Origin of the sequence: Pseudomonas sp. IPO3778, from assembly GCF_013386825.1 — a bacterium.
GTDB lineage: Bacteria > Pseudomonadota > Gammaproteobacteria > Pseudomonadales > Pseudomonadaceae > Aquipseudomonas.
Genome location: NZ_JACARC010000043.1, coordinates 48,372 through 72,378, shown reverse-complemented (window position 1 = coordinate 72,378; position 24,007 = coordinate 48,372). Strand labels below are relative to the sequence as shown.

The 24,007-nt window shown below is 58.6% G+C and carries 22 protein-coding genes; 17 read left to right on the top strand and 5 right to left on the bottom strand.

Annotated elements, in window-relative coordinates; all coding sequences use genetic code 11:
* Nucleotides 1–42 precede the first annotated feature (42 nt).
* Entirely contained in the window at nt 43–1,737 is a 1,695-nt protein-coding gene (locus HX855_RS23305; RefSeq protein ID WP_177089477.1) for a lactate permease LctP family transporter, read from the bottom strand.
* Between the two features lie 251 nt (nt 1,738–1,988).
* Between HX855_RS23305 and HX855_RS23300 the strand changes: the two genes are divergently transcribed.
* The gene (locus tag HX855_RS23300; RefSeq protein ID WP_177042194.1) at nt 1,989–2,756 is read left to right on the top strand and encodes an FCD domain-containing protein; all 768 of its coding nucleotides are present in this window, start codon (nt 1,989–1,991) and stop codon (nt 2,754–2,756) included.
* Between the two features lie 55 nt (nt 2,757–2,811).
* Here HX855_RS23300 and smpB read toward each other — a convergent pair whose 3' ends face one another.
* Nucleotides 2,812–3,294 carry an SsrA-binding protein SmpB gene (gene smpB / locus HX855_RS23295; RefSeq protein ID WP_076013764.1) on the bottom strand — a complete coding sequence of 161 codons (483 nt, stop codon included), beginning with the start codon at nt 3,292–3,294 and terminating at the stop codon, nt 2,812–2,814.
* 168 nt (nt 3,295–3,462) lie between these two features.
* On the opposite strand from smpB, the gene HX855_RS23290 reads away from it, so the two are divergent.
* Together HX855_RS23290 and HX855_RS23285 are read left to right on the top strand one after the other, a co-directional pair.
* Nucleotides 3,463–3,897 carry a type II toxin-antitoxin system RatA family toxin gene (locus HX855_RS23290; RefSeq protein ID WP_003212236.1) on the top strand — a complete coding sequence of 145 codons (435 nt, stop codon included), beginning with the start codon at nt 3,463–3,465 and terminating at the stop codon, nt 3,895–3,897.
* Nucleotides 3,890–4,204: an RnfH family protein gene (locus tag HX855_RS23285; RefSeq protein WP_177089476.1), complete on the top strand. Its 315-nt coding sequence runs from the start codon at nt 3,890–3,892 to the stop codon at nt 4,202–4,204. Before HX855_RS23290 ends, HX855_RS23285 begins: the two co-directional genes overlap by 8 nt.
* Before the next feature lie 62 nt (nt 4,205–4,266).
* On the opposite strand, the gene HX855_RS23280 is transcribed toward HX855_RS23285, so the two are convergent.
* Nucleotides 4,267–4,794 (bottom strand): outer membrane protein assembly factor BamE, encoded by a 528-nt coding sequence (locus tag HX855_RS23280; RefSeq protein WP_177089475.1) that lies wholly within the window; start codon nt 4,792–4,794, stop codon nt 4,267–4,269.
* A gap of 98 nt (nt 4,795–4,892) precedes the next feature.
* Here HX855_RS23280 and fur point away from each other — a divergent pair, with 98 nt between their 5' ends.
* On the top strand, nt 4,893–5,297 hold the full coding sequence (gene fur / locus HX855_RS23275) for a ferric iron uptake transcriptional regulator (protein ID WP_154743001.1): 405 nt from the start codon (nt 4,893–4,895) through the stop codon (nt 5,295–5,297).
* Nucleotides 5,298–5,392: 95 nt separating this feature from the next.
* On the opposite strand, the gene recN is transcribed toward fur, so the two are convergent.
* Complete coding sequence (gene recN / locus HX855_RS23270) at nt 5,393–7,066, bottom strand: DNA repair protein RecN (protein WP_177089474.1); 1,674 nt, start codon at nt 7,064–7,066, stop codon at nt 5,393–5,395.
* A gap of 253 nt (nt 7,067–7,319) precedes the next feature.
* Here recN and grpE point away from each other — a divergent pair, with 253 nt between their 5' ends.
* From grpE to HX855_RS23230, 8 genes are all read left to right on the top strand, one after another.
* Nucleotides 7,320–7,880, top strand: coding sequence for a nucleotide exchange factor GrpE (gene grpE, locus HX855_RS23265; RefSeq protein WP_003212224.1), 561 nt, complete (start codon nt 7,320–7,322; stop codon nt 7,878–7,880).
* Nucleotides 7,881–7,982: 102 nt separating this feature from the next.
* Nucleotides 7,983–9,899 carry a molecular chaperone DnaK gene (gene dnaK / locus HX855_RS23260; protein WP_003212222.1) on the top strand — a complete coding sequence of 639 codons (1,917 nt, stop codon included), beginning with the start codon at nt 7,983–7,985 and terminating at the stop codon, nt 9,897–9,899.
* Nucleotides 9,900–10,215: 316 nt separating this feature from the next.
* Nucleotides 10,216–11,340 carry a molecular chaperone DnaJ gene (dnaJ, locus tag HX855_RS23255; protein WP_010174305.1) on the top strand — a complete coding sequence of 375 codons (1,125 nt, stop codon included), beginning with the start codon at nt 10,216–10,218 and terminating at the stop codon, nt 11,338–11,340.
* A gap of 10 nt (nt 11,341–11,350) precedes the next feature.
* Nucleotides 11,351–12,157 (top strand): 4-hydroxy-tetrahydrodipicolinate reductase, encoded by an 807-nt coding sequence (dapB, locus tag HX855_RS23250; protein WP_177089473.1) that lies wholly within the window; start codon nt 11,351–11,353, stop codon nt 12,155–12,157.
* A 259-nt stretch (nt 12,158–12,416) separates the two neighbouring features.
* Complete coding sequence (carA, locus tag HX855_RS23245) at nt 12,417–13,553, top strand: glutamine-hydrolyzing carbamoyl-phosphate synthase small subunit (RefSeq protein WP_177089472.1); 1,137 nt, start codon at nt 12,417–12,419, stop codon at nt 13,551–13,553.
* 105 nt (nt 13,554–13,658) lie between these two features.
* Nucleotides 13,659–16,880, top strand: a complete 3,222-nt coding sequence (carB, locus tag HX855_RS23240) for a carbamoyl-phosphate synthase large subunit (protein ID WP_177089471.1) — start codon at nt 13,659–13,661, stop codon at nt 16,878–16,880.
* Nucleotides 16,877–17,353 (top strand): transcription elongation factor GreA, encoded by a 477-nt coding sequence (greA, locus tag HX855_RS23235; protein WP_010174313.1) that lies wholly within the window; start codon nt 16,877–16,879, stop codon nt 17,351–17,353. Before carB ends, greA begins: the two co-directional genes overlap by 4 nt.
* Nucleotides 17,354–17,381: 28 nt before the next feature.
* Nucleotides 17,382–17,786: an MFS transporter gene (locus tag HX855_RS23230; protein ID WP_177089470.1), complete on the top strand. Its 405-nt coding sequence runs from the start codon at nt 17,382–17,384 to the stop codon at nt 17,784–17,786.
* Nucleotides 17,787–17,794: 8 nt separating this feature from the next.
* Here HX855_RS23230 and yhbY read toward each other — a convergent pair whose 3' ends face one another.
* Nucleotides 17,795–18,103 carry a ribosome assembly RNA-binding protein YhbY gene (yhbY, locus tag HX855_RS23225; protein WP_177089469.1) on the bottom strand — a complete coding sequence of 103 codons (309 nt, stop codon included), beginning with the start codon at nt 18,101–18,103 and terminating at the stop codon, nt 17,795–17,797.
* 105 nt (nt 18,104–18,208) lie between these two features.
* Between yhbY and rlmE the strand changes: the two genes are divergently transcribed.
* The 5 genes from rlmE to tpiA all read left to right on the top strand — a co-directional run bounded on the left by rlmE (nt 18,209) and on the right by tpiA (nt 24,006).
* A complete protein-coding gene (gene rlmE / locus HX855_RS23220) occupies nt 18,209–18,859 on the top strand; it encodes a 23S rRNA (uridine(2552)-2'-O)-methyltransferase RlmE (protein ID WP_003212203.1) in 651 nt (216 codons plus the stop codon).
* 200 nt (nt 18,860–19,059) lie between these two features.
* The gene (gene ftsH, locus HX855_RS23215; protein ID WP_008436840.1) at nt 19,060–20,970 is read left to right on the top strand and encodes an ATP-dependent zinc metalloprotease FtsH; all 1,911 of its coding nucleotides are present in this window, start codon (nt 19,060–19,062) and stop codon (nt 20,968–20,970) included.
* 8 nt (nt 20,971–20,978) lie between these two features.
* Nucleotides 20,979–21,830, top strand: a complete 852-nt coding sequence (folP, locus tag HX855_RS23210) for a dihydropteroate synthase (RefSeq protein ID WP_177089468.1) — start codon at nt 20,979–20,981, stop codon at nt 21,828–21,830.
* Nucleotides 21,831–21,846: 16 nt separating this feature from the next.
* The gene (gene glmM, locus HX855_RS23205; protein ID WP_177089467.1) at nt 21,847–23,184 is read left to right on the top strand and encodes a phosphoglucosamine mutase; all 1,338 of its coding nucleotides are present in this window, start codon (nt 21,847–21,849) and stop codon (nt 23,182–23,184) included.
* Nucleotides 23,185–23,250: 66 nt separating this feature from the next.
* A complete protein-coding gene (tpiA, locus tag HX855_RS23200) occupies nt 23,251–24,006 on the top strand; it encodes a triose-phosphate isomerase (protein WP_063033212.1) in 756 nt (251 codons plus the stop codon).
* Nucleotide 24,007: the final 1 nt, after the last annotated feature.

The window sequence follows — 24,007 nt, the reverse complement described above, 5'->3', positions numbered from 1 at the left end:
ATCGCTGCCCGGCGTCGGTTCTTACCCTATTACACGCAGGTCTCAGTGCACCAGCATGCCGGTGAACCAGTAGGCCTGGGCCAAGGTGATCAGCCCGACAATCGTCGCGAAGAACAGGCTGTGCTTGAGGGTAAAGCGGAACAGGTCGGATTCCTTGCCCACCAGGCCCGTCGCTGCGCACGCCACGGCGATCGACTGCGGCGAGATCATCTTGCCGGTCACGCCGCCGCTGGTGTTGGCCGCCACCAGCAAGATGTCGTTCACGCCGATCTGGTGTGCAGTGGTGGCTTGCAGTGAGCTGAACAGCGCGTTGGATGAGGTATCGGAGCCCGTCAGAAACACCCCGAGCCAGCCGAGGAATGGCGAGAAGAACGGGAACGCCGCGCCGGTGGCGGCGAGTACCAGGGCCATGGTCGATGACATGCCGGAGTAGTTGGTGACGAAGGCAAAGGCCAGCACCATGCCGATGGACAGGATCGGCCAGCGCAATTCATAAAACGTTTCTTTCAAGGTGGTCAGACCAGTTTTGAAATCGATCTTCAACACCAGCATCGACACCAGGGCGGAGAAGAAAATCGCCGTACCGGTCGCGGAAATCGGGTCAAGCTTGAACACTGCCGGGATCGCAGTTGGTGCTGCAACGATTGGCGCAACCTTGATCACCAGTTGATCCAAGTGTGGGATCGCGAAGTTGAACACTGAGCTGTACATCGCGCCACCTGCGGCAAACATCGCCTTGAATGGCTTGAGGGTCCAGAGGGTGACCAGCACGGTCAGGATCAGGAACGGCGACCAGGCCTTGAAAATTTCCCCCAGGCTGTAAGGCGAAGCCAGGGTGTTGCGGGGCAGGCCAAAACCACCGGCGCTGGCGGTGATGGTTGCGCCAGCAGTGACGCCTGCGATTTGTGCGTCGGCACTGCGCTTGGGTTGCCAGACTTTCAGGAACAGGGTCAGGGAAACCAGGCTGACCAGGGCTGACGTGATGTCCGGCAGTTCGGGACCGAAGAAGTTCGAGGTGAAGAACTGAGTGACGGCAAAGCTCAGTCCGGCGACCAGTGCGGCTGGCCAGGTTTCTTTGACGCCGCGCAGGCCGTCCATCATGAACACCAGCCAGAACGGCACGAACAGCGACAGCAAGGGCAATTGGCGACCGGCCATGGCGCCAATCTTGAAGGCGTCGATGCCCGTCACTTGGCCGGCCACGATGATCGGGATCCCCAATGCGCCGAAGGCAACCGGTGCGGTGTTGGCAATCAGGCACAGGCCGGCGGCGTACAGCGGATTGAAGCCCAGTCCTACCAGCAGTGCGGCAGTAATCGCCACGGGTGCTCCGAAACCGGCGGCACCTTCGAGGAACGCGCCGAAGCAGAAGCCGATCAGCAGCACTTGCAGGCGTTGGTCGTCGGTAATCGACAGCACGGAGCTGCGGATGATTTCGAACTGGCCGCTTTTGACCGTCAGTTTGTAGAGGAACACGGCGGCGACGATGATCCAGGCGATGGGCCACAGGCCGTAGGCGAAGCCATAACCGGCGGCGGCGAGCGCCATGTCCACCGGCATCTGGAAGGCAAAGATCGCCACCAGGATCGACAATGCCAGGGTGATGCTGCCCGCCACGTGGCCTTTGAGGCGGAACACGGCCAGGGCCAGGAAGAAAAATACGATGGGGATAACGGCGGCCAGTGCGGACAGGCCGAGGCTGCCGAGCGGGCTGTAGAGCTGTTGCCAGGTTTGCATATGGGGTGGCCCCTAATTGTTGTTGGTCAGGCACTGCTTGGATAATTGGTATTACCAATTTACAATCACCGTTGGCTAGATTAAGAGCCTTCAGGGGGTGTGTCAATTTGCCGCTTGGGAATCTTTGGTCGTAGGTCGGCGTGAACGAGTGCTGATTGGCTGAAACGAGAGCGTTCTGATAGGTGCCGGATGCGCCGCGATAGGCCAGAATAGGGGCCCCGGCGAGTGGTCGGGATGGTGGAGAGTGAGTTATGGGGTTTGATCAGGTGCGTCAGCGCCGTTTGTCTGACGATATCGTCGAGCAGCTTGAGGGCATGATCCTTGAGGGCACGCTGAAGTCGGGCGAGCGATTGCCGGCCGAGCGCGCACTGGCCGAGCAGTTTGGGGTGTCGCGTCCGTCCTTGCGTGAGGCGATCCAGAAGCTGGCAGCAAAAGGTTTGCTGGTCAGCCGCCAAGGTGGTGGCAATTATGTGGTGGAGTCGCTGGGTTCAACCTTCAGCGACCCACTGCTGCATCTGTTGGAAAATAATCCCGAGGCTCAGCGCGATCTTCTGGAGTTTCGTCAGACCCTGGAAGCCTCGTGCGCGTATTACGCCGCGTTGCGCGCTACTGAGGTAGACCGCGAGCGGCTCACCGCGGCTTTCGAAGAATTGCAGGATTGCTACACTCGTTCAGATGAAGTAAGCCGGGCGGAAGAGGGCGCGGCGGATGCGAGGTTTCACCTGGCCATCGCCGAGGCCAGTCATAACGCGGTATTGCTGCACACCATTCGCGGCCTGTTCGACCTGCTCAAACGCAACGTGGTGACCAACATTGGCGGCATGTATCAGCAGCGTACCGAGACCCGTGACATGCTGATCAACCAGCACCGTGACCTTTACCTGGCGATTATCGAAGGGCGTGCCGAGCAGGCACGGGAAGTTTCAACACGTCACCTGTTGTATGTGCAGGAAGTGCTGGAAGAAGTGCGTCAGGAGGTTCAGCGCATGGCGCGGGCGGAGCGGCGCAAGGGGATGTAGCGCTGGTTGCGGCCGAGGGAGCAGGCTCCCTCGGCCACATCAGGTCACAGGAAAATCAATCTTCCTTGCCCTTGTTGCGCACGGCACGCTGCAATTCCCGATTGGAATCGCGTTCGCGCTCGGTGTCACGCTTGTCGTATTCCTTCTTGCCCTTGCCCAGTGCGATCTCGCACTTGACCAGGTGCTTGCTCCAGTACCACGACAGGCAGATGCAGGCGTAGCCCTTTTGCTGCACGGCGGCCTGGAGCTTTTCCAGTTCGCGGGCATTGAGCAACAGTTTGCGCGTGCGCACCGGGTCGGCGATCACGTGGGTGCTGGCGGTCATCAGCGGCGTGATATGACTGCCGAGCAGCCATGCTTCACCGTCTTTGAGCAGCACGTAACTGTCGACCAGCTGGAGCTTGCTGGCACGCAGACTTTTTACTTCCCAGCCGGCCAGGACCAGACCAGCCTCGAAACGATGTTCGATGAAGTAATCGTGTCGCGCCTTTTTATTTTGCGCGATGGTCCCTGTTGGGTGTTTCTTTTGTTTAGCCATAGGGGCGGCATTATAGGGAGTTGCGAGCGCGTCGGCTACGGTCAACCTGCGTGCTTGAGCGTGTTGAATGAATCCCGGACAATGCAGGCTGGTTTTTGATTTTTTTCTTTCGCGAATCCTGTTGTCCTTTCGCGATGTTTGCCGCTCAGCTGTGGAAATAACGCTCACATGACGACGCATATTCAACGTTCGGCCCTGCTGCCTTACCCGGCACAGGCGCTCTATGACCTGGTCAACGACGTGGCGCGTTACCCGGAGTTCCTGCCTTGGTGTTCGACTGCCGAGGTGCTGGAGAGCAGTGATGAGCATATGGTCGCCAGCGTGGGGGTGGCGAAGGGTGGCTTGAGTCAGCACTTTGTGACGCGCAATACACTGGTGCCCGGGCAGTCCATCGAGATGAATCTCGAAGAAGGTCCGTTCACTCAGTTGCATGGCGTGTGGGTATTCAAGGCGTTGAACGAGAAGGCCTGCAAGATCAGCCTGGACCTGTCGTTCGATTACGCTGGCCCTATCGTGCGTGCCACCTTGGGCCCGCTGTTCAATCAGGCGGCCAATACCCTGGTGGACGCGTTCTGCCAGCGCGCCAAACAAATGCATGGCTGAGCCCTTGGTTGAGATCGAGGTGGTGTACGCCGCAGTGGATCGCCAGGTATTGATGAACCTGGCAGTCGCGCCGGGCTCAAGCCTCAGGGCGGCGGTGCTGGGCTCGGGAATCGCTGCGCAATTTCCGGAGCTGAATCTGCAGAGTTGTCCCTTGGGGGTTTTCGGCAAGGTGGTGGCGGACGCGGATGTTCGTTGTGTGCAGGCCGGAGACCGAATCGAGATCTATCGACCCTTGCTGGCAGATCCGATGGAGATTCGTCGCTTGCGTGCGGCCAAGGCGGCGAAGGCAAAACAGCAGCGTTCATAGCTTGCGAAACGGCAGGCAACAAAAAGCCCGGCATGCCGGGCTTTTTATCGAGCGCTACAAACTTATTGCGGGCTGGCGTCCAGAGGTTCTGGAGTCGGTACCGGAACGGTTTGTACGCCGTCGACGCCTTTCTGGATCTGGTCCAGCAAGGAGCCTGGCTTGGCCGGTACTTCGGACTGGGGCTTCTCCTCGTTCTGCGCGGGCGCAGGGGCGGTGGTGCCGTTGTCCTTGCCCAGCAAGGCTTCATCGCGGCTTACGCCCGGTTTGAAGTCACCCGACAGGCTGGTGAGCTGGTCATTGCCATTGAAGATGACACTGACCCGCTCCTGCTGACGTTCACCGCCACCAGGTTGGATGCTATAGAGATAATCCCAGCGATCGGCATGGAATGTGTCGGTCAGCAGGGGATTGCCCATGATAAACCGTACTTGCCGTCGGGTCATTCCCGGGCGTAACTGGTCTATCATGTCCTGCGTGACGACATTGCCCTGCTGGATGTCGATTTTGTAAACCCCGGGGAATGAACAACCGGCGAGTGCGAGCAGTCCCACAAAGGTGAAACTGGTTAGCAAGAGCTTGGTGTTTTGCATCGGTGGGCGACTTCCACTATCTTGGCTGGGACAACGTAAACGCCGATCATACCCGTATTAAGAGAAGCTGCGAAGCAGCATCCGCGAGAAAGCTAACCATGGTTGAAAATAGCGAACTACGCAAAGCCGGTCTTAAAGTGACTCTGCCACGAGTCAAGATTCTACAAATGCTCGATTCTGCTGAGCAGCGCCACATGAGTGCCGAGGATGTATACAAGGCGCTGATGGAGTCTAACGAGGACGTCGGCCTGGCCACGGTTTACCGTGTACTGACCCAGTTTGAAGCAGCAGGACTGGTGGTTCGTCATAATTTCGACGGCGGTCATGCAGTCTTCGAATTGGCTGACAGCGGCCACCACGACCACATGGTCGATGTGGAAACTGGCGAAGTGGTCGAGTTCGTCAGCCTGGAAATCGAGAAGCTCCAGAAGGCGATCGCCGAAGAGCACGGAGTCGAATTGGTGGATCACAATTTGGTTCTGTACATACGTAAGAAAAAGTAAGAAAGCTACGCAGATTCGCTCTGCGAAACGATCGAAGGCGACCCTAGGGTCGCCTTCGTGCTTTCTATAGAAAGAAAATGGCCGGTAGCGGGGCCTCAGACTTTCGCGGTCACTACCATTTTCTTCGCGTGGGCCAAGGATTCCTTGGTCAGGTCAATACCGCCGAGCATTCTCGCCACTTCTTCTACCCGCTCGGTCTTGTTCAGCTTGGACACGGCGGTATGGGTGGCATCGCTGCCCCGCACCTTGTGCACGAACAAGTGTTGATGCCCTTGGGCAGCCACTTGCGGCAAGTGGGTGACTGTCAGTACCTGGCCGCGATCGCCCAGGCGGCGCAACAGTTGGCCAACGATCTCGGCCGTCGGGCCGCCGATCCCGACGTCCACTTCATCGAATACCAGCGTTGGCACGCGTGAGGTCTGGGCGGTGATCACCTGGATCGCCAGGCTGATCCGTGACAGTTCGCCGCCTGAGGCTACTTTCGCCAATGCCTTGAGTGGCTGGCCAGGGTTGGCGCTGACCAGCAGTTCTACCTGCTCCAGGCCATTGGGCAACAGCTCATTGCTGGTGTTGGTGTGCAGCTCGATGGTGAAGCGCCCGCCGGGCATGCCCAGGCGCTGGATTTCCTGCTCCACCGCACTGGCCAGGCCGGTCGCCGCCTGGTGGCGTAGATCACTCAGCTCGCGGGCTTTTTCTTGATAGTGACGCGCAAAGGACGCCAGTTCTTCGCCGAGTCGCTCAATGGATTCATCGTTGGCGTTCAGGGTTTCGATTTCATCCAGCAGCTTTTGCTGCATGGTTGCGACTTCGGTCGGTTGGATCCGGTGTTTCCGTGCCAGGGTGTAGATGGTGTCCAGGCGCTCTTCTATATCCTGCAGGCGTGCCGGATCGGCATCGAAGTGATCGAGGAAGCGATTCAGCTCGCCCACGGCTTCTTCGACCTGGATTTGTGCGCTGGTCAATAGCGTGGTGGCTTCATTCAGCGAGTTGGAGGAGTTGTTCACGCTGGACAGCCGGTTGAGGCTGGCTGTCAGGGCGTTGAGCACATTGCCGGAATCACTTTCGCTGCACTGCTCCACTACCTGCCGGCAAATGCCCAGCAAGGTTTCGGCGTTGGTCAGGTTCTTGTGTTCCTGCTCCAGTTGCTCCAGTTCGGTCTCGCCGAGCCCCAGGCTTTCCAGTTCTTCCAGCTGATAGCTGAGCAACTGGTGGCGAGCACGTTGCTCGTCGCCGGAGTTGGAGAGGCGCTCCAGTTCCTGGCGGGTCTGGCGCCAGCGCTGGGCGGCCAATTGCACCTGGCGCGCCAGGTCGGTGGCACCGGCGTATTCGTCGAGCAGCCGGCGATGGGTGTCGGTTTTCAGCAGGGATTGGTGTTCATGCTGGCTGTGGATGTCGATCAGCAGCTCGCCTAGGGCTTTCAAATCACCGAGCGGGCAAGGCGTACCGTTTATATAGCCGCGGGAGCGTCCTTCGGCAGTGATTACCCGGCGCAGGATGCATGGGCCTTCATTATTAAGGTCGCGTTCGGCGAGCCAGGCCTCGGCTTCCGGGATGTCGGCCAGGTCAAAGGTGGCGAGGATGTCGGCTTTGTCGGCACCTGGGCGAACTACGCCGCTGTCGGCGCGGTCACCCAGGGTCAGGCCCAGGGCGTCGAGCATGATCGACTTGCCGGCGCCGGTTTCGCCTGTGATTACGCTCATCCCGCGATCCAGTTCAAGATCCAGATGTTCAACAATGGCGTAGTTATGTACGGACAGGTGCACCAGCATGACGGCCGCTCCCAGGCTTTAGGTCTGGTTATTTATACAGTGTTTTGTTTGAGGGTGACAATCCTGATGCTTAGTTCGATTTGCTTGAATGACTGCCTTTTTAAGTGCGGCAAGGAATGACTGTGGGGAATTGATCCCGGACAACTGAAAGACTTTTGGTAACGCCTCCACCCTTGAACCTGAAAATTGTGGCCCCATATACCGGAACAGAAGCGCGAGTCGAGTTCGCGCATGATTTTGAAAGGAGAAATCTATGGCTGACGAACAGACGCAGGATACGCAAAATCCAGACGCCAACCAGGCAGCAGGTGAAGACCTGGCCGCTCGTGTGCAAGTGCTCGAAGAGCAATTGGCAGGCGCACAGGATCAATCGTTGCGTGTTGCCGCCGATCTGCAGAACGTCCGCCGCCGCGCCGAGCAGGATGTAGAAAAAGCTCACAAGTTCGCCCTGGAAAAATTTGCCGGTGATCTGTTGCCGATCATCGACAGCCTGGAGCGCGGCCTTGAGCTGTCCAACCCGGACGACGAAAACATCCGCCCAATGCGCGAAGGGATCGAACTGACCCTGAAAATGTTCCAGGACACCCTGAAGCGTTATCAGCTGGAAGCTATCGATCCGCAAGGCGGTGAGCCGTTCAATGCCGAGCATCACCAGGCAATGGCGATGCAGGAAAACGCTGATCTTGAGCCGAACAGTGTCTTGAAGGTGTTCCAGAAGGGTTATCAGCTCAACGGTCGCTTGCTGCGCCCGGCAATGGTTGTGGTGAGCAAGGCTCCTGCACCGGTTGCACCTTCGATTGATGAGCAGGCTTGAAATAAGTCGTAACGGCCCCATCTATAAGTCAAGCGTTTAAGCACTGCCGCAGTTAGCCACCACTGCTGCGGCAAAAAAATCTAAGTTTCGGGAGAGTAAATCATGGGCAAAATTATCGGTATCGACCTGGGGACTACCAACTCCTGCGTCTCCGTGCTGGAAAACGGCGTATCCAAAGTTATTGAAAACGCCGAAGGCGCACGTACCACCCCGTCCATCGTGGCTTATGCCAACGACGGCGAAATCCTGGTGGGCCAGTCCGCCAAGCGTCAGGCTGTGACCAATCCGCATAACACCCTGTACGCGGTGAAGCGTCTGATCGGTCGTAAGTTCGACGAAGAAGTCGTACAGAAAGACATCAAGATGGTCCCGTACAAAATCGCCAAGGCTGACAACGGTGACGCCTGGGTTGAAGTGAACGGCCAGAAGATGTCGCCGCCACAGATCTCGGCTGAAATCTTGAAAAAGATGAAGAAAACCGCCGAAGACTACCTCGGTGAAGCAGTGACTGAAGCGGTGATCACCGTTCCGGCCTACTTCAACGACAGCCAGCGCCAGGCGACCAAAGACGCCGGCCGTATTGCTGGCCTGGACGTAAAACGGATCATCAACGAACCTACCGCAGCCGCTCTGGCTTACGGTATGGACAAGGCCAAGGGCGACCACACCGTGATCGTTTACGACCTGGGTGGCGGTACCTTCGACGTTTCCGTGATCGAAATCGCTGAAGTCGATGGCGAGCACCAGTTTGAAGTGTTGGCCACCAACGGTGACACGTTCCTGGGCGGTGAAGACTTTGACATTCGTCTGATCGACTACCTCGTTGACGAATTCAAGAAAGAAAGCGGCATGAACCTCAAAGGTGACCCGCTGGCCATGCAGCGCCTGAAAGAAGCCGCTGAGAAAGCCAAGATCGAGCTGTCTTCGAGCAATTCGACCGACGTGAACCTGCCGTACATCACTGCAGACGCCACCGGTCCTAAGCACTTGAACGTGAAAATCTCCCGCGCCAAGCTGGAAGCGCTGGTAGAAGACCTGGTTCAACGCACCATCGAGCCTTGCCGCATTGCGCTGAAAGACTCGGGTATCGACGTTGGCGCGATCAACGACGTGATCCTGGTAGGCGGTCAGACCCGTATGCCACTGGTTCAGAAGCTGGTGACCGAGTTCTTCGGTAAAGAAGCCCGTAAAGACGTGAACCCGGACGAAGCGGTTGCCATGGGTGCTGCCATCCAGGGTGCGGTATTGGCCGGCGACGTGAAAGACGTTCTGCTGCTGGACGTAAGCCCGCTGACCCTGGGTATCGAAACCATGGGTGGCGTGATGACTGCGCTGATCGAGAAAAACACCACGATTCCTACCAAGAAATCCCAAGTGTTCTCGACTGCCGACGACAACCAGGGCGCCGTGACCATTCACGTGCTGCAAGGTGAGCGTAAGCAAGCCGGTCAGAACAAGTCCCTGGGCAAGTTCGACCTGGCCGAGATTCCACCAGCACCACGTGGCGTGCCACAAATTGAAGTGACCTTCGACATCGACGCCAACGGCATTCTGCACGTAGGTGCCAAAGACAAGGCCACCGGCAAGACTCAGTCGATCGTGATCAAGGCTAACTCGGGTCTGTCCGAGGAAGAAATCCAGCAGATGATCCGTGATGCTGAAGCCAACGCCGACGAAGACCGCAAGTTCGAAGAACTGGCAGCAGCCCGCAACCAAGGCGACGCGCTGGTTCACTCGACTCGCAAAATGATCGCTGACGCTGGCGACAAAGTGACTGCCGAAGAGAAAACTGCAATCGAAGCCGCAGTAGTTGCCCTGGAAGCTGCCGTTAAAGGCGACGACAAGGCCGCTATCGAAGCCAAGGTTGAAGAGCTGTCGAAAGTCTCTGCGCCAGTCGCTCAGAAAATGTACGCCGAACAAGGCCAGCCGGCTGACGGTGCTGCACACCAGGCAGAACCTGAAGCCAAGCACGACGATGTTGTCGATGCCGAGTTCGAAGAAGTTAAAGACCAGAAGTAACTTGGTCGCCCGGTTGACCGCTCACAAGCGGTGACTGGTAGGATGTCGCCGCGCGGGAGCTTGCTCCCGCGTTGGCGTGTCTGGGGTACGCGAATTTTTACAGCATGCGACAACGCTCGGATGCTGGCGGTGTGATCGGGAATGCTCCTGCTTTCCGGACGACAGTCACCGCGTTTTTGGCCGGTTTCCGGCTGAAAACAGTAACGACCAGGATCGTTGAATTGACGTGAGTTGGGTCCGGGCCTGTATTGGGGCTCAACGAGTTTGGCAAGGCTCAGGAGGGTTTTGCCGGACGTCCTTAAGAGTGCAAAGACTTATGGCAAAGCGTGACTATTACGAAGTGTTGGGTGTGGAGCGCGGCTCCAGCGAGGCGGACCTGAAAAAGGCTTACCGTCGCCTGGCAATGAAGCACCACCCGGACCGTAATCCGGATAACAAAGAATCCGAAGACCTGTTCAAAGAGGCCAACGAGGCCTACGAATGCCTGTGTGATCCAAACAAGCGTGCGGCTTACGATCAGTATGGCCATGCCGGCGTCGACCCGAGCATGGGTGGCGGCGGTGCCGGTTTTGGTGGCCAGAACTTCTCCGATATTTTCGGCGACGTGTTCAGCGACTTCTTTGGCGGCGGCCGCGGTGGTCAGCGTGGCGGTGCCCAGCGTGGCAGCGACCTGCGCTACACCCTGGAGCTGAACCTGGAAGAAGCGGTGCGCGGCACCAGCGTTAATATCCGTGTACCGACACTGGTCAACTGCAAGCCATGCGACGGTTCGGGCGCGAAGAAGGGCTCCTCGCCGATCACCTGCCCGACCTGCGGCGGTATTGGTCAGGTGCGCATGCAGCAAGGCTTCTTCTCGGTGCAGCAAACCTGCCCGCGTTGCCATGGCCAGGGCAAGATCATTTCCGATCCGTGCGACTCGTGCCACGGCGAAGGGCGTGTCGAAGAGTACAAGACCCTCTCGGTGAAAGTACCGGCGGGTGTTGATACCGGTGACCGCATTCGTCTGTCGGGCGAAGGGGAGGCGGGTACGCAGGGTGGCCCGACGGGCGACCTGTACGTGGTGATCAACGTGCGCGAGCACTCGATCTTCCAGCGCGACGGCAAGCATCTGTTCTGTGAAGTGCCAATCAGTTTTGTTGATGCGGCCTTGGGTGGCGAGCTTGAAATCCCGACGCTGGACGGTCGGGTCAAGCTGAAGATTCCTGAGGGCACGCAGACCGGCAAGCAGTTCCGTATTCGTGGCAAAGGCGTTGCGCCGGTGCGCGGTGGCGGTGCGGGCGACTTGATGTGCCGTGTGGCGGTAGAAACGCCGGTGAACCTGGGTCGTCGTCAGCGTGAACTGTTGGAAGAATTCCGTAGTTCACTGGCCGGCGACGACACGCATTCGCCAAAAACCACCGGCTGGTTCGAAGGCGTGAAGCGCTTCTTCGGTGACCTGTAAGGAAGTGAGTATGCGACGTATCGCGGTGATGGGCGCTGCCGGGCGCATGGGCAAAACCCTGGTTGAGGCCGTACAGGCGCGCTCGCCGGCCTCCGGGCTGACGGCGGCGATTGTTCGTCCCGGCAGCACCTTGATTGGTGCAGACGCGGGTGAATTGGCGTCCCTGGGGCGGATTGGCGTTTCGTTGTCCGGCAGCCTGGAGCAGGTTGCCGATGAGTTCGACGTGCTGATCGACTTCACCCTGCCGGAAGTGATGCTGAAAAACCTGGCGTTCTGCCGCAAGGCGGGCAAGGCCATGGTGATTGGCACTACCGGGCTGAGTGCCGAACAAAAGCAGTTGCTGGTGGAGGCGGGCAAGGATATTCCTATCGTGTTCGCGGCCAACTTCAGCGTCGGCGTCAATCTGTCGCTGAAGCTGCTCGACATGGCGGCGCGAGTGATGGGTGATGAGGCTGACATCGAGATCATCGAGACTCATCACCGGCACAAGATCGATGCGCCGTCCGGTACGGCGCTGCGCATGGGTGAGGCGATCGCCGATGCTCTGGGGCGGGATCTGTCGAAGGTGGCGGTGTATGGCCGTGAAGGTCACACTGGCGCCCGGGCTCGCGACACCATCGGTTTTGCTACCGTTCGCGGCGGTGACGTGGTGGGCGACCACACGGTGCTGTTCGCAACCGAGGGTGAGCGTCTGGAGATCACCCATAAAGCGTCGAGCCGCATGACGTTCGCCAAGGGAGCCGTGCGTGCGGCGCTTTGGCTGGAGGGTCGTACGCCGGCCCTGTACGACATGCGTGACGTGCTGGATCTGCATTAAGAAGTAGCTAAAACGGGGCCTCAGGATTATTCTAAGGCCCCGTTTTTACCCGCTAAGCGACGTCCTGTCGCATTCCCCTGCCTTTAAGGCTCATTAGCGGTGGACCAAAAAAGCCTTTTTCTGTAAGCTACAGCTTTAGTGTGTCCACTAAAAGCGCGCAGAATAATTCGGTGAAGAAGCGGGGTGACGTGTCCATACGTCACTCCGCTTTTTTACAACCTGCGATCGCCCTTTCAGGCTTTATTTACGGGAGGTCTTCTTGACTAAGCCAGCCATACTCGCCCTTGCTGATGGCAGCATTTTTCGCGGCGAAGCCATTGGAGCCGACGGTCAGACCGTTGGAGAGGTGGTGTTCAACACCGCCATGACCGGCTATCAGGAAATCCTTACCGATCCTTCCTACGCCCAACAGATCGTTACCCTGACCTATCCGCACATTGGTAACACCGGTACTACTCCGGAAGACGCCGAGTCTGATCGTGTCTGGTCCGCGGGTCTGGTAATTCGTGACCTGCCACTGGTTGCGAGCAACTGGCGTAACACGATGTCCCTGTCCGATTACCTGAAAGCCAACAACGTTGTGGCGATCGCCGGTATCGATACGCGCCGCCTGACACGCATCCTGCGTGAAAAAGGTTCGCAGAACGGCTGCATCATGGCCGGTGACAACATCTCCGAAGCAGCAGCGATTGCAGCCGCCCAAGGTTTCCCTGGTCTGAAAGGCATGGACCTGGCGAAAGTCGTCAGCACCAAGAAGCAGTACGAGTGGCGCTCCACTGTCTGGGACTTGAAGACCGACAGCCACGCGACCATCGACGCTTCCGAGTTGCCTTACCACGTCGTGGCCTACGATTACGGTATCAAGCACAACATCCTGCGCATGCTGGTCGAGCGCGGTTGCCGCGTGACCGTGGTACCGGCGCAAGCCCCGGCCAGTGACGTACTGGCCCTGCAGCCGGACGGCGTGTTCCTGTCCAACGGCCCGGGTGACCCTGAGCCTTGCGACTACGCCATCAAGGCGATCAAGGAAGTGCTGGAAACCGAGATCCCGGTATTCGGTATCTGCCTCGGCCACCAACTGCTGGCCCTGGCCTCCGGCGCCAAGACCCTGAAAATGGGCCATGGCCACCACGGTGCCAACCACCCGGTGCAGGACCTGGACACGGGCGTCGTGATGATCACCAGCCAGAACCACGGTTTTGCGGTGGATGAAGCGACCCTGCCGGGCAACGTCCGGGCGATTCACAAGTCGCTGTTCGACGGCTCCCTGCAAGGCATCGAGCGCACCGACAAGAGCGCGTTCAGCTTCCAGGGCCACCCTGAAGCAAGCCCGGGCCCGAACGACGTAGCGCCGCTGTTCGACCGTTTCATCAATGAGATGGCCAAGCGACGCTAACTGAGCGGACTGAGGGTGGCCCGGGAAACCGGCGGCCCCCTCAGGCTCTTCAAGGATTGTTCAAGACGGCTTGCCGACTGACCTGCGGATTTGAGTGACAAACCCATGCCAAAACGTACAGACATAAAAAGCATCCTGATTCTCGGCGCTGGCCCGATCGTGATCGGCCAGGCTTGCGAATTCGACTACTCCGGCGCCCAGGCCTGTAAAGCCCTGCGCGAAGAGGGTTACCGCGTCATCCTGGTGAACTCCAACCCGGCCACCATCATGACCGACCCGGACATGGCCGACGCCACCTACATCGAGCCGATCAAGTGGCAGACCGTTGCCAAGATCATCGAGAAGGAGCGTCCGGACGCGCTGCTGCCAACCATGGGTGGCCAGACCGCCCTGAACTGTGCACTGGACCTGGAGCGCGAAGGCGTTCTGGAGAAGTTCGGCGTAGAGATGATCGGCGCCAATGCCGACACCATCGACAAGGCTGAAGACCGTTCGCGTTTCGACAAGGCCATGAAGTCCATCGGCCTTGATTGCCCGCGTTCGGGTATCGCCCACAGCATGGAAGAGGCCAACGCGGTCCTCGAGAAGCTTGGCTTCCCGTGCATCATCCGTCCGTCCTTCACCATGGGCGGCACCGGCGGCGGTATTGCTTACAACCGTGAAGAATTCGAAGAAATCTGCGCCCGCGGCCTGGACTTGTCTCCGACCAAAGAGCTGTTGATCGACGAGTCCCTGATCGGCTGGAAAGAATATGAGATGGAGGTTGTCCGCGATAAGAAGGACAACTGCATCATCGTTTGCTCCATCGAAAACTTCGACCCGATGGGCGTGCACACCGGTGACTCGATCACCGTGGCGCCGGCACAGACCCTGACGGACAAGGAATACCAGATCATGCGTAACGCCTCTTTGGCGGTGCTGCGTGAGATCGGCGTGGAAACCGGTGGCTCCAACGTCCAGTTCGGCATCTGCCCGGACACTGGCCGCATGGTTGTGATCGAGATGAACCCGCGTGTATCGCGTTCTTCAGCGCTGGCATCGAAAGCGACCGGCTTCCCGATTGCGCGCATCGCCGCCAAGCTGGCGATCGGTTACACCCTGGACGAGCTGCAGAACGAAATCACTGGCGGCGCAACGCCGGCATCCTTCGAGCCGTCGATCGACTACGTCGTCACCAAGCTGCCACGCTTCGCTTTCGAGAAATTCCCGAAAGCCGACGCCCGCCTGACCACGCAGATGAAGTCGGTCGGTGAAGTCATGGCCATCGGCCGGACCTTCCAGGAGTCCTTGCAGAAAGCCCTGCGCGGCCTGGAAGTGGGCGTTTGCGGTCTGGACGAGAAGCTCGACCTGAGCAACCCGGAAAGCATGAGCGTGCTCAAGCGCGAACTGACCGTGCCAGGTGCCGAGCGTATCTGGTACGTGGCTGACGCCTTCCGTGCCGGCATGACCGTCGAAGACATCTTCGGCATGAACATGATCGACCCGTGGTTCCTGGTACAGATCGAAGATCTGATCAAGGAAGAAGAGAAGGTCAAGACCCTCGGCCTGTCTTCTATCGACCGCGACCTGATGTTCCGCCTCAAGCGCAAAGGCTTCTCCGACATGCGCCTGGCCAAGCTGCTGGGTGTGACCGAGAAGAACCTGCGCACGCATCGCCACAAGCTGGATATCTTTCCGGTCTACAAGCGCGTTGATACTTGCGCGGCCGAGTTCGCCACTGACACCGCGTACATGTACTCCACCTACGAGGAAGAGTGCGAAGCCGCGCCGTCGGGCCGCGACAAAATCATGATCCTGGGTGGCGGTCCAAACCGTATCGGCCAAGGCATCGAATTCGATTATTGCTGCGTACACGCCGCCCTCGCCCTGCGCGAAGACGGGTACGAGACCATTATGGTCAACTGCAACCCGGAAACGGTTTCCACCGACTACGACACGTCCGACCGTCTGTACTTCGAGCCGGTAACGCTGGAAGACGTACTGGAAATCTGTCGCGTCGAGAAGCCAAAAGGCGTGATCGTCCAGTACGGCGGCCAAACCCCGTTGAAACTGGCTCGCGCACTCGAAGCTGCTGGCGTGCCGATCATCGGTACCAGCCCTGACGCGATCGACCGTGCCGAAGACCGTGAGCGCTTCCAGCAGATGGTTGAGCGCCTGAACCTGCGTCAGCCGCCAAACGCCACCGTGCGCAGCGAAGACGAAGCGATCCGCGCAGCCAGCAAGATCGGTTACCCGCTGGTGGTGCGTCCGTCCTACGTATTGGGCGGCCGGGCGATGGAAATCGTCTACGAGGAAGAAGAACTCAAGCGTTACCTGCGTGATGCGGTGAAAGTGTCCAACGACAGCCCGGTGCTGCTGGACCACTTCCTCAACTGCGCCATCGAAATGGACGTGGATGCGGTCTGCGACGGCACCGACGTCGTGATCGGCGCGATCATGCAGCACATCGAACAGGCTGGCGTTCACTCCGGTGACTCCGCGTGCTCGCTGCCGCCGTACTCGCTGCCTGCGCACATCCAGGACGAGATGCGTGAACAGGTCAAGAAAATGGCCCTGGAACTCGGCGTGGTTGGCCTGATGAACGTACAGTTGGCGCTGCAAGGCGAAGACATCTACGTCATCGAAGTCAACCCGCGCGCTTCGCGTACCGTGCCATTTGTTTCCAAGTGCATCGGTGTATCCCTGGCGATGATTGCCGCCCGCGTGATGGCCGGTAAGACCTTGAAGGAAATCGGCTTCACCAAGGAAATCATTCCGAACTTCTACAGCGTGAAAGAGGCGGTGTTCCCATTTGCCAAATTCCCTGGCGTGGACCCGATCCTGGGCCCAGAGATGAAGTCCACCGGTGAAGTGATGGGCGTGGGCGATACCTTCGGTGAAGCGTTCGCCAAGGCCCAGATGGGCGCCAGCGAAGTGCTGCCGACCGGCGGTACTGCCTTCATCAGCGTGCGCGATGACGACAAGCCACTGGTTGCGGGCGTGGCCCGTGATCTGATCAACTTGGGCTTCGAAGTCGTGGCTACCGCCGGGACCGCCAAGCTGATCGAGGCTGCCGGCCTGAAAGTGCGTCGCGTGAACAAGGTGACGGAAGGCCGTCCACACGTGGTCGACATGATCAAGAATGACGAAGTCACCCTGATCATCAACACCACCGAAGGTCGCCAGTCGATCGCGGACTCCTACTCCATTCGTCGTAACGCCTTGCAGCACAAGATCTACTGCACCACCACCATTGCTGCTGGCGAAGCTATCTGCGAAGCGCTCAAGTTCGGTCCTGAAAAAACCGTACGTCGCTTGCAGGATCTACACGCAGGATTGAAGGCATGATCAAATACCCAATGACCGTCCAGGGCGCAAAAGCCCTGGAAGAAGAGCACGCCCACCTGACCAAGGTCGTCCGTCCCAAGCTGAGCCAGGACATCGGTACGGCCCGGGAATTGGGTGACCTGAAGGAAAACGCTGAATACCATGCTGCCCGCGAGCAGCAAGGTATGGTCGAGGCGCGGATCCGTGACATCGAAGGCCGCCTGCAGAACTCGGTGGTGATCGACGTTACGACCATTCCGAAGACCGGCAAGGTGATTTTTGGCACCACCGTGGAAATCGCCAACGTCGAGACTGACGAAAGTGTGGTTTACCACATCGTGGGTGAAGACGAGGCCGACTTCAAACTCGGCAAGATCTCCGTCGGTTCGCCGCTGGCCCGCGCCTTGATTGCCAAGGAAGAGGGGGATGTGGTGGCCGTCAAGACGCCTGGTGGCGTGATCGAGTACGAGATTGTCGAAGTTCGTCACATCTGAAAGACGGCGCCCGCTTCATGCGGGCGCCATGCTTTGGCAGTTTGCCCAGATGCTTTGGGTTGGCGGCCTATGGCTGTTACATATTGGTGTACTGCCGGCGCTGGGCCTGATTGGCCTGGCACCGTTGCTGATCGATGAGGTCGGCGGATTATTAAGTGCGTTGCTGGTGGGTTTTGCAGCGGCGTGCGTGACGCTTCAGGCGCTGGTGCTGATCAAGGCCGAAGGCTTGGGGAGTTTGTGGAGGGATATTCGCGGGCAACTGCTGTTGATGGCGCTGTATGCGTGCGCAATGTTTTGCGTGGTGCGCATCTTTCTGCCGGAAGCGTTGCGCTGGCAGCTGGTCAGCTATCTTGTGCTAGGGTTTTCCGGGCTGGTGCTGGTTGTACAGCCGGCGCCAGGATGGAGTGGCAGGGCGCGCGAAGCACGCCCGTGACCCTTGTTTCACTTGAAGCGGTGTACGTTCGACAGTTGCTTGTTGGCGCTGAAGTTCTTGCGATACAGCAGCGCCATCTTGCCGATGACCTGAACCAGGTCCGCTTTGCCGGCTTTGCACAGTTCTGCAATGGCCGCCAAGCGCGCCTCGCGATCAAGGATGCTGACCTTGATCTTGATCAGCTCGTGATCGCCCAATGCGCGTTCAAGTTCGGCTAACACACCTTCAGTCAAACCGTTGTCAGCCACAGTCAAAACTGGTTTCAGATGGTGGCCAATGGATTTGTACTGTTTCTTCTGCTCTTGAGTGAGCGGCATAATCTGACCCCTGCGTCTGATCTTGTAAAAAGCGGCGGCCAGTTTACCCGAGCGAGTCCGGGACCGCCCAGTTAATCACGACCCGTTTTATTTTCGAGGTGGCCCGTGGCCCGTTCCAAAACTAGCCTTAAGTGGCTGCAAGAGCATTTCAACGATCCTTACGTCAAAATGGCGCAAAAGGATGGCTACCGCTCCCGGGCCAGCTACAAGCTGCTGGAGATCCAGGAAAAGGACAAGTTGATCCGTCCGGGCATGAGCGTTATCGACCTTGGTGCCGCCCCGGGTGGCTGGTCCCAGGTGACCAGTCGTCTGATTGGTGGGCAAGGTCGTTTGATCGCTTCCGATATCCTGGAAATGGACAGCATCCCGGACGTGACCTTTGTTCACGGCGATTTTACCCAGGATGAAGTGCTGGCACAGATCCTCGAGGCGGTCGGAAATTCGCAGGTAGACCTTGTGATTTCCGATATGGCCCCCAATATGAGTGGATTACCCGCTGTTGATATGCCGCGAGCCATGTTCCTTTGCGAATTGGCACTGGATCTGGCGGGACGGGTACTACGTCCGGGTGGTGATTTTCTGGTCAAGGTCTTCCAGGGTGAAGGCTTCGACGAGTATCACAAGAACATCCGCAAGCTGTTCGACAAGGTGCAGACACGCAAGCCTGACTCTTCCCGGGACAGGTCCCGTGAGCAGTATTTGCTGGGTCGTGGTTTCCGTGGCATTGAAGGCGCTGCCAGTGAAGAGCGTTTTTGAGGAATTTGACGGAGGCGATAGGTTTTTTTATATCGCTTTCGTCACGAAGCTTTACGAATATTGTGTGGTCAAAGTTTCACAAAGGGTTACAGACGGCGCCTGCCAGAGTTGTAGGTAATGTAGTAAGTTAGGCCGGTGAATATCATGCGAAGCACGCGCCAGTAGCGGAGCTTGCTTCAGAGGGTAGTTAATTGAACGATATGGCAAAGAATCTGATCCTGTGGTTGATCATCGCGGCTGTCCTCGTGACGGTGATGAACAACTTCTCCAGCCCTAACGAGCCGCAGACCCTCAACTATTCCGACTTCATCCAGCAAGTTAAGGATGGCAAGGTCGAGCGCGTAGCAGTTGACGGCTACGTGATTACCGGCAAGCGCAACGATGGCGACAGCTTCAAGACCATTCGTCCGGCAATCCAGGACAATGGCCTGATCGGCGACCTGGTGGATAACCATGTGGTCGTTGAAGGCAAACAGCCTGAGCAGCAGAGCATCTGGACCCAGCTCCTGGTAGCCAGCTTCCCGATATTGGTGATTATCGCCGTGTTCATGTTCTTCATGCGCCAGATGCAAGGTGGTGCGGGAGGCAAGGGCGGGCCGATGAGCTTCGGCAAGAGCAAGGCGCGCCTGCTCTCCGAAGATCAGGTGAAAACGACCTTGGCTGACGTTGCCGGTTGCGACGAAGCCAAGGAAGAAGTGGGCGAACTGGTGGAGTTCCTGCGTGATCCGGGCAAGTTCCAGCGCCTGGGTGGTCGTATTCCTCGTGGCGTGCTGATGGTTGGTCCGCCAGGTACCGGTAAAACCCTGTTGGCCAAGGCCATCGCTGGCGAGGCCAAAGTACCCTTCTTCACCATTTCCGGTTCCGACTTCGTTGAAATGTTCGTGGGTGTAGGTGCCAGCCGTGTTCGCGATATGTTCGAGCAGGCCAAGAAGCACGCGCCATGCATCATCTTTATCGATGAAATCGACGCCGTTGGTCGCCATCGTGGCGCCGGCATGGGCGGCGGTCATGATGAGCGTGAGCAGACCCTTAACCAGTTGCTGGTTGAGATGGACGGCTTCGAAATGAACGACGGCATCATCGTGATCGCTGCAACCAACCGTCCCGACGTACTCGACCCTGCGCTGCTGCGTCCGGGCCGTTTTGACCGTCAGGTTGTGGTGGGTCTTCCGGACATTCGCGGTCGTGAACAGATTCTGAAAGTGCACATGCGCAAAGTGCCAATGGGCGACGACGTGGCTCCGGCCGTGATTGCCCGTGGTACTCCAGGCTTCTCCGGTGCTGACCTTGCGAACCTAGTGAACGAAGCTTCGCTGTTCGCTGCCCGTACCGGCAAGCGCATCGTTGAAATGAAAGAGTTCGAGCTGGCGAAAGACAAGATCATGATGGGCGCCGAGCGCAAATCCATGGTCATGTCCGAGAAAGAGAAGCAGAACACCGCTTATCACGAAGCCGGTCACGCTATCGTTGGTCGTGTTGTGCCTGAGCATGACCCGGTCTACAAAGTGTCGATCATTCCCCGTGGTCGGGCGCTGGGTGTCACCATGTTCCTGCCGGAAGAGGATCGCTACAGCCTCTCCAAGCGCGCCTTGATCAGCCAGATCTGCTCGCTGTATGGCGGCCGTATCGCTGAAGAGATGACCCTGGGCTTCGACGGTGTGACTACCGGTGCCTCCAACGACATCATGCGTGCCAGCCAGATCGCACGGAACATGGTGACCAAATGGGGCCTGTCGGAAAAACTCGGTCCTTTGATGTACGCCGAGGAAGAGGGCGAGGTGTTCCTGGGTCGCGGCGGTGGCGGTCAAGCTGCCAGTTTCTCCGGTGAGACAGCCAAGCTGATTGACTCGGAAGTGCGCAGCATCATTGATCAGTGCTACGGCACGGCCAAGCAGATCCTGACCGACAACCGTGACAAGCTCGACGCCATGGCGGATGCCTTGATGAAGTACGAAACCATTGATGCCGAGCAGATCGACGACATCATGGCCGGTCGTACGCCGCGCGAGCCTCGCGATTGGGAAGGTGGTTCAGGCACTTCGGGCACGCCGCCGGTGGTGCAGAACGAACGCCCTGAAGCCCCGATCGGCGGCCCGGCTGCTGACCATTAAGGTTTGAAATGACTTCTGCGTTGTCCTCTACCCGGTTGCCTTGCGGCAGCCGGGTTCTTGATTTGGCCCGTACGCACGTTATGGGCATTCTTAACGTAACCCCTGATTCCTTTTCCGATGGTGGCCGCTTCAGCCAGCTTGATGCTGCGTTGCGCCATGCGGAAGCGATGGTGGCTGCCGGGGCGACCCTGATTGACGTCGGTGGTGAGTCGACCCGTCCGGGTGCGCGTGCAGTTTCTCCCCTGGAGGAGCTGGAGCGGGTTGCGCCGATTGTCGAGCGCATCCACCGAGAGCTGGATGTGATCATCTCTGTCGATACCTCTACTCCCGCCGTGATGCGCGAAACTGCGCGGCTGGGTGCAGGACTGATCAACGATGTGCGTTCCCTGCAGCGGGATGGCGCGCTGGATGCTGCGGCTGCCACGGGCCTGCCGGTCTGCCTGATGCATATGCTCGGGGAGCCGGGCACGATGCAGGATGATCCGCATTACGACAACCTGGTCGGTGAAGTGAAAGACTTTCTTGCCGGGCGCATGGCCCAGTGCGCCGCAGCGGGGATTGCTCCCGAGAGGATCATCCTCGATCCGGGTTTTGGCTTTGCCAAGACCCTGCAGCACAATTTAAGCCTGTTCAAGCATATGGAATCCCTGCATGCCCTTGGTCGCCCTCTGTTGGTTGGGGTTTCGCGCAAGAGCATGATAGGTCTGGCGTTGAATCGTCCGGTGGGTGAACGGCTGCATGGCGGCCTGGCGCTCGCGGCACTTGCCGTGGTCAAAGGCGCGCGTATCTTGCGTGTGCACGACGTGGCCGAGACGGTCGATGTCGCGCGAATGATCGCAGCGGTTGAATCAGCCGAATAAGAATGATGGAGCACTTATGACTAAAAAATATTTTGGCACCGATGGCATCCGCGGTCGGGTCGGCGAATTTCCGATTACTCCAGATTTCATGCTCAAGCTGGGCTGGGCTGCCGGTATGGCGTTCCGCAGCATGGGCGCCTGCCGCATCCTGGTGGGCAAGGACACGCGTATTTCGGGTTACATGTTTGAGTCTGCACTGGAGGCGGGTCTGTCTGCTGCCGGTGCTGATGTGATGCTGCTGGGGCCGATGCCTACGCCGGCGATCGCTTACCTGACGCGTACCTTTCACGCTGAGGCCGGTATTGTGATCAGCGCTTCGCACAATCCTCATGATGACAACGGCATCAAGTTTTTCTCGGGCCAGGGCACCAAGCTGCCGGACGAGATCGAGCACATGATCGAAGAGTTGCTGGATGCGCCGATGACCGTCGTCGAATCGAGCAAGCTGGGTAAGGTTTCGCGGATCAACGACGCTTCTGGTCGTTACATCGAGTTCTGCAAAAGCAGCGTGCCGAGCAGCACCAATTTTGCCGGGCTGAAAGTCGTCATCGACTGCGCCCACGGTGCGACCTATAAGGTGGCGCCGAGTGTGTTCAAGGAGCTTGGCGCAGACGTCACCGTCCTGTCTGCCCAGCCCAACGGCTTGAACATCAACGATAACTGCGGCTCGACCCATATGGGGCAGTTGCAGGCGGCTGTCCTGGCTGAACATGCTGATCTGGGGATCGCGTTTGATGGTGATGGTGATCGGGTATTGATGGTCGACCACACCGGCGCAATTGTTGATGGCGACGATCTGCTGTTCATCATTGCCCGCGACTTGCACGAGCGCAACAAGCTGCAGGGCGGCGTCGTCGGCACCTTGATGAGCAATCTCGGCTTGGAGCTCGCCCTGGCAGATTTGGGTATTCCGTTTGTGCGTGCCAATGTCGGTGACCGCTACGTGATCGCTGAACTGCTGGAGCGTAACTGGCAGGTGGGTGGCGAAAACTCCGGGCATGTCGTCTGCTTCCAGCATACGACTACCGGCGACGCGATCATTGCGGCGCTGCAGGTGCTGTTGGCGCTGCGTCGTCGCGAAGAAAGCCTGGCCCAGGCGCGTCAGGCACTGCGCAAGTGCCCGCAAGTACTGCTTAACGTGCGCTTTGCGGGCGGTGACAACCCTATCGAGCACCCTGCCGTCAAAGAGGCCAGCGAGCGCGTCACTGCGGCCATGGCGGGCCGTGGCCGGGTCTTGCTGCGCAAGTCAGGCACCGAGCCTTTGGTGCGCGTAATGGTCGAAGGCGAGGACGAAAAACAGGTTCGCGGCTATGCCGAAGAGCTGGCAAAACTGGTAACTGAAGTTTGCGCCTGAATTCGGCTTGCCAGTGATGATGTGGTTGGGTAACATCTGCGCCCACTTTGACCGACGAGGTACAGCATGCGTCGCACTATGGTAGCTGGTAACTGGAAGATGCACGGTACCCGCGCCAGTGTCGCTGAGCTGATCAACGGCCTTCGTCATTTGGCCTTGCCTAGCGGTGTTGATGTCGCGGTATTCCCGCCTTGCTTGTATATCAATCAAGTGATTGATGGCTTGAAAGGCAAGTCGATTCAGGTCGGCGCGCAGAACTCTGCGGTGGAATCGATGCAAGGTGCGTTGACCGGTGAGATTGCACCGAGTCAGCTGGTTGATGCGGGTTGTTCCCTGGTGCTTGTTGGGCACTCCGAGCGTCGCCAGATCATGGGCGAGCGTGATGGGACACTCAATCGCAAATTCGCGGCGGCACAGGCTTGTGGCTTGATTCCGGTGTTGTGCATAGGGGAGACCCTTGAGCAGCGTGAGTCCGGAAAAACTCTTGAAGTTGTCGGGCGTCAGCTGGGCAGCATCATCGAGGAGCTGGGAGTCGGTGCCTTTGCAAATGCAGTAATTGCTTACGAGCCGGTCTGGGCCATTGGTACCGGGCTGACTGCTTCGCCGCAACAAGCGCAGGATGTGCATGCAGCCATTCGCGCGCAGTTGGCGGCAGAGAATTCTGAGGTCGCACGAGGTGTGCGGCTTCTATACGGCGGCAGCGTGAAGGCGGCCAATGCGGTCGAACTGTTCGGCATGCCGGATATCGATGGGGGGCTCATTGGTGGAGCTTCCCTGAATGCAGATGAGTTCGGTGCGATTTGTCGCGCCGCGGGAAACTGAA

What these genes read in the sequence shown, in the direction of transcription:
- HX855_RS23305 (WP_177089477.1), bottom strand. Translation starts at nt 1,737, where the DNA reads ATGCAAACCTGGCAACAGCTCTACAGCCCGCTCGGCAGCCTCGGCCTG.
- HX855_RS23300 (WP_177042194.1), top strand. Translation starts at nt 1,989, where the DNA reads ATGGGGTTTGATCAGGTGCGTCAGCGCCGTTTGTCTGACGATATCGTC.
- smpB (WP_076013764.1), bottom strand. Translation starts at nt 3,294, where the DNA reads ATGGCTAAACAAAAGAAACACCCAACAGGGACCATCGCGCAAAATAAA.
- HX855_RS23290 (WP_003212236.1), top strand. Translation starts at nt 3,463, where the DNA reads ATGACGACGCATATTCAACGTTCGGCCCTGCTGCCTTACCCGGCACAG.
- HX855_RS23285 (WP_177089476.1), top strand. Translation starts at nt 3,890, where the DNA reads ATGGCTGAGCCCTTGGTTGAGATCGAGGTGGTGTACGCCGCAGTGGAT.
- HX855_RS23280 (WP_177089475.1), bottom strand. Translation starts at nt 4,794, where the DNA reads ATGCAAAACACCAAGCTCTTGCTAACCAGTTTCACCTTTGTGGGACTG.
- fur (WP_154743001.1), top strand. Translation starts at nt 4,893, where the DNA reads ATGGTTGAAAATAGCGAACTACGCAAAGCCGGTCTTAAAGTGACTCTG.
- recN (WP_177089474.1), bottom strand. Translation starts at nt 7,066, where the DNA reads ATGCTGGTGCACCTGTCCGTACATAACTACGCCATTGTTGAACATCTG.
- grpE (WP_003212224.1), top strand. Translation starts at nt 7,320, where the DNA reads ATGGCTGACGAACAGACGCAGGATACGCAAAATCCAGACGCCAACCAG.
- dnaK (WP_003212222.1), top strand. Translation starts at nt 7,983, where the DNA reads ATGGGCAAAATTATCGGTATCGACCTGGGGACTACCAACTCCTGCGTC.
- dnaJ (WP_010174305.1), top strand. Translation starts at nt 10,216, where the DNA reads ATGGCAAAGCGTGACTATTACGAAGTGTTGGGTGTGGAGCGCGGCTCC.
- dapB (WP_177089473.1), top strand. Translation starts at nt 11,351, where the DNA reads ATGCGACGTATCGCGGTGATGGGCGCTGCCGGGCGCATGGGCAAAACC.
- carB (WP_177089471.1), top strand. Translation starts at nt 13,659, where the DNA reads ATGCCAAAACGTACAGACATAAAAAGCATCCTGATTCTCGGCGCTGGC.
- greA (WP_010174313.1), top strand. Translation starts at nt 16,877, where the DNA reads ATGATCAAATACCCAATGACCGTCCAGGGCGCAAAAGCCCTGGAAGAA.
- HX855_RS23230 (WP_177089470.1), top strand. Translation starts at nt 17,382, where the DNA reads ATGCTTTGGCAGTTTGCCCAGATGCTTTGGGTTGGCGGCCTATGGCTG.
- yhbY (WP_177089469.1), bottom strand. Translation starts at nt 18,103, where the DNA reads ATGCCGCTCACTCAAGAGCAGAAGAAACAGTACAAATCCATTGGCCAC.
- ftsH (WP_008436840.1), top strand. Translation starts at nt 19,060, where the DNA reads ATGGCAAAGAATCTGATCCTGTGGTTGATCATCGCGGCTGTCCTCGTG.
- folP (WP_177089468.1), top strand. Translation starts at nt 20,979, where the DNA reads ATGACTTCTGCGTTGTCCTCTACCCGGTTGCCTTGCGGCAGCCGGGTT.
- glmM (WP_177089467.1), top strand. Translation starts at nt 21,847, where the DNA reads ATGACTAAAAAATATTTTGGCACCGATGGCATCCGCGGTCGGGTCGGC.
- tpiA (WP_063033212.1), top strand. Translation starts at nt 23,251, where the DNA reads ATGCGTCGCACTATGGTAGCTGGTAACTGGAAGATGCACGGTACCCGC.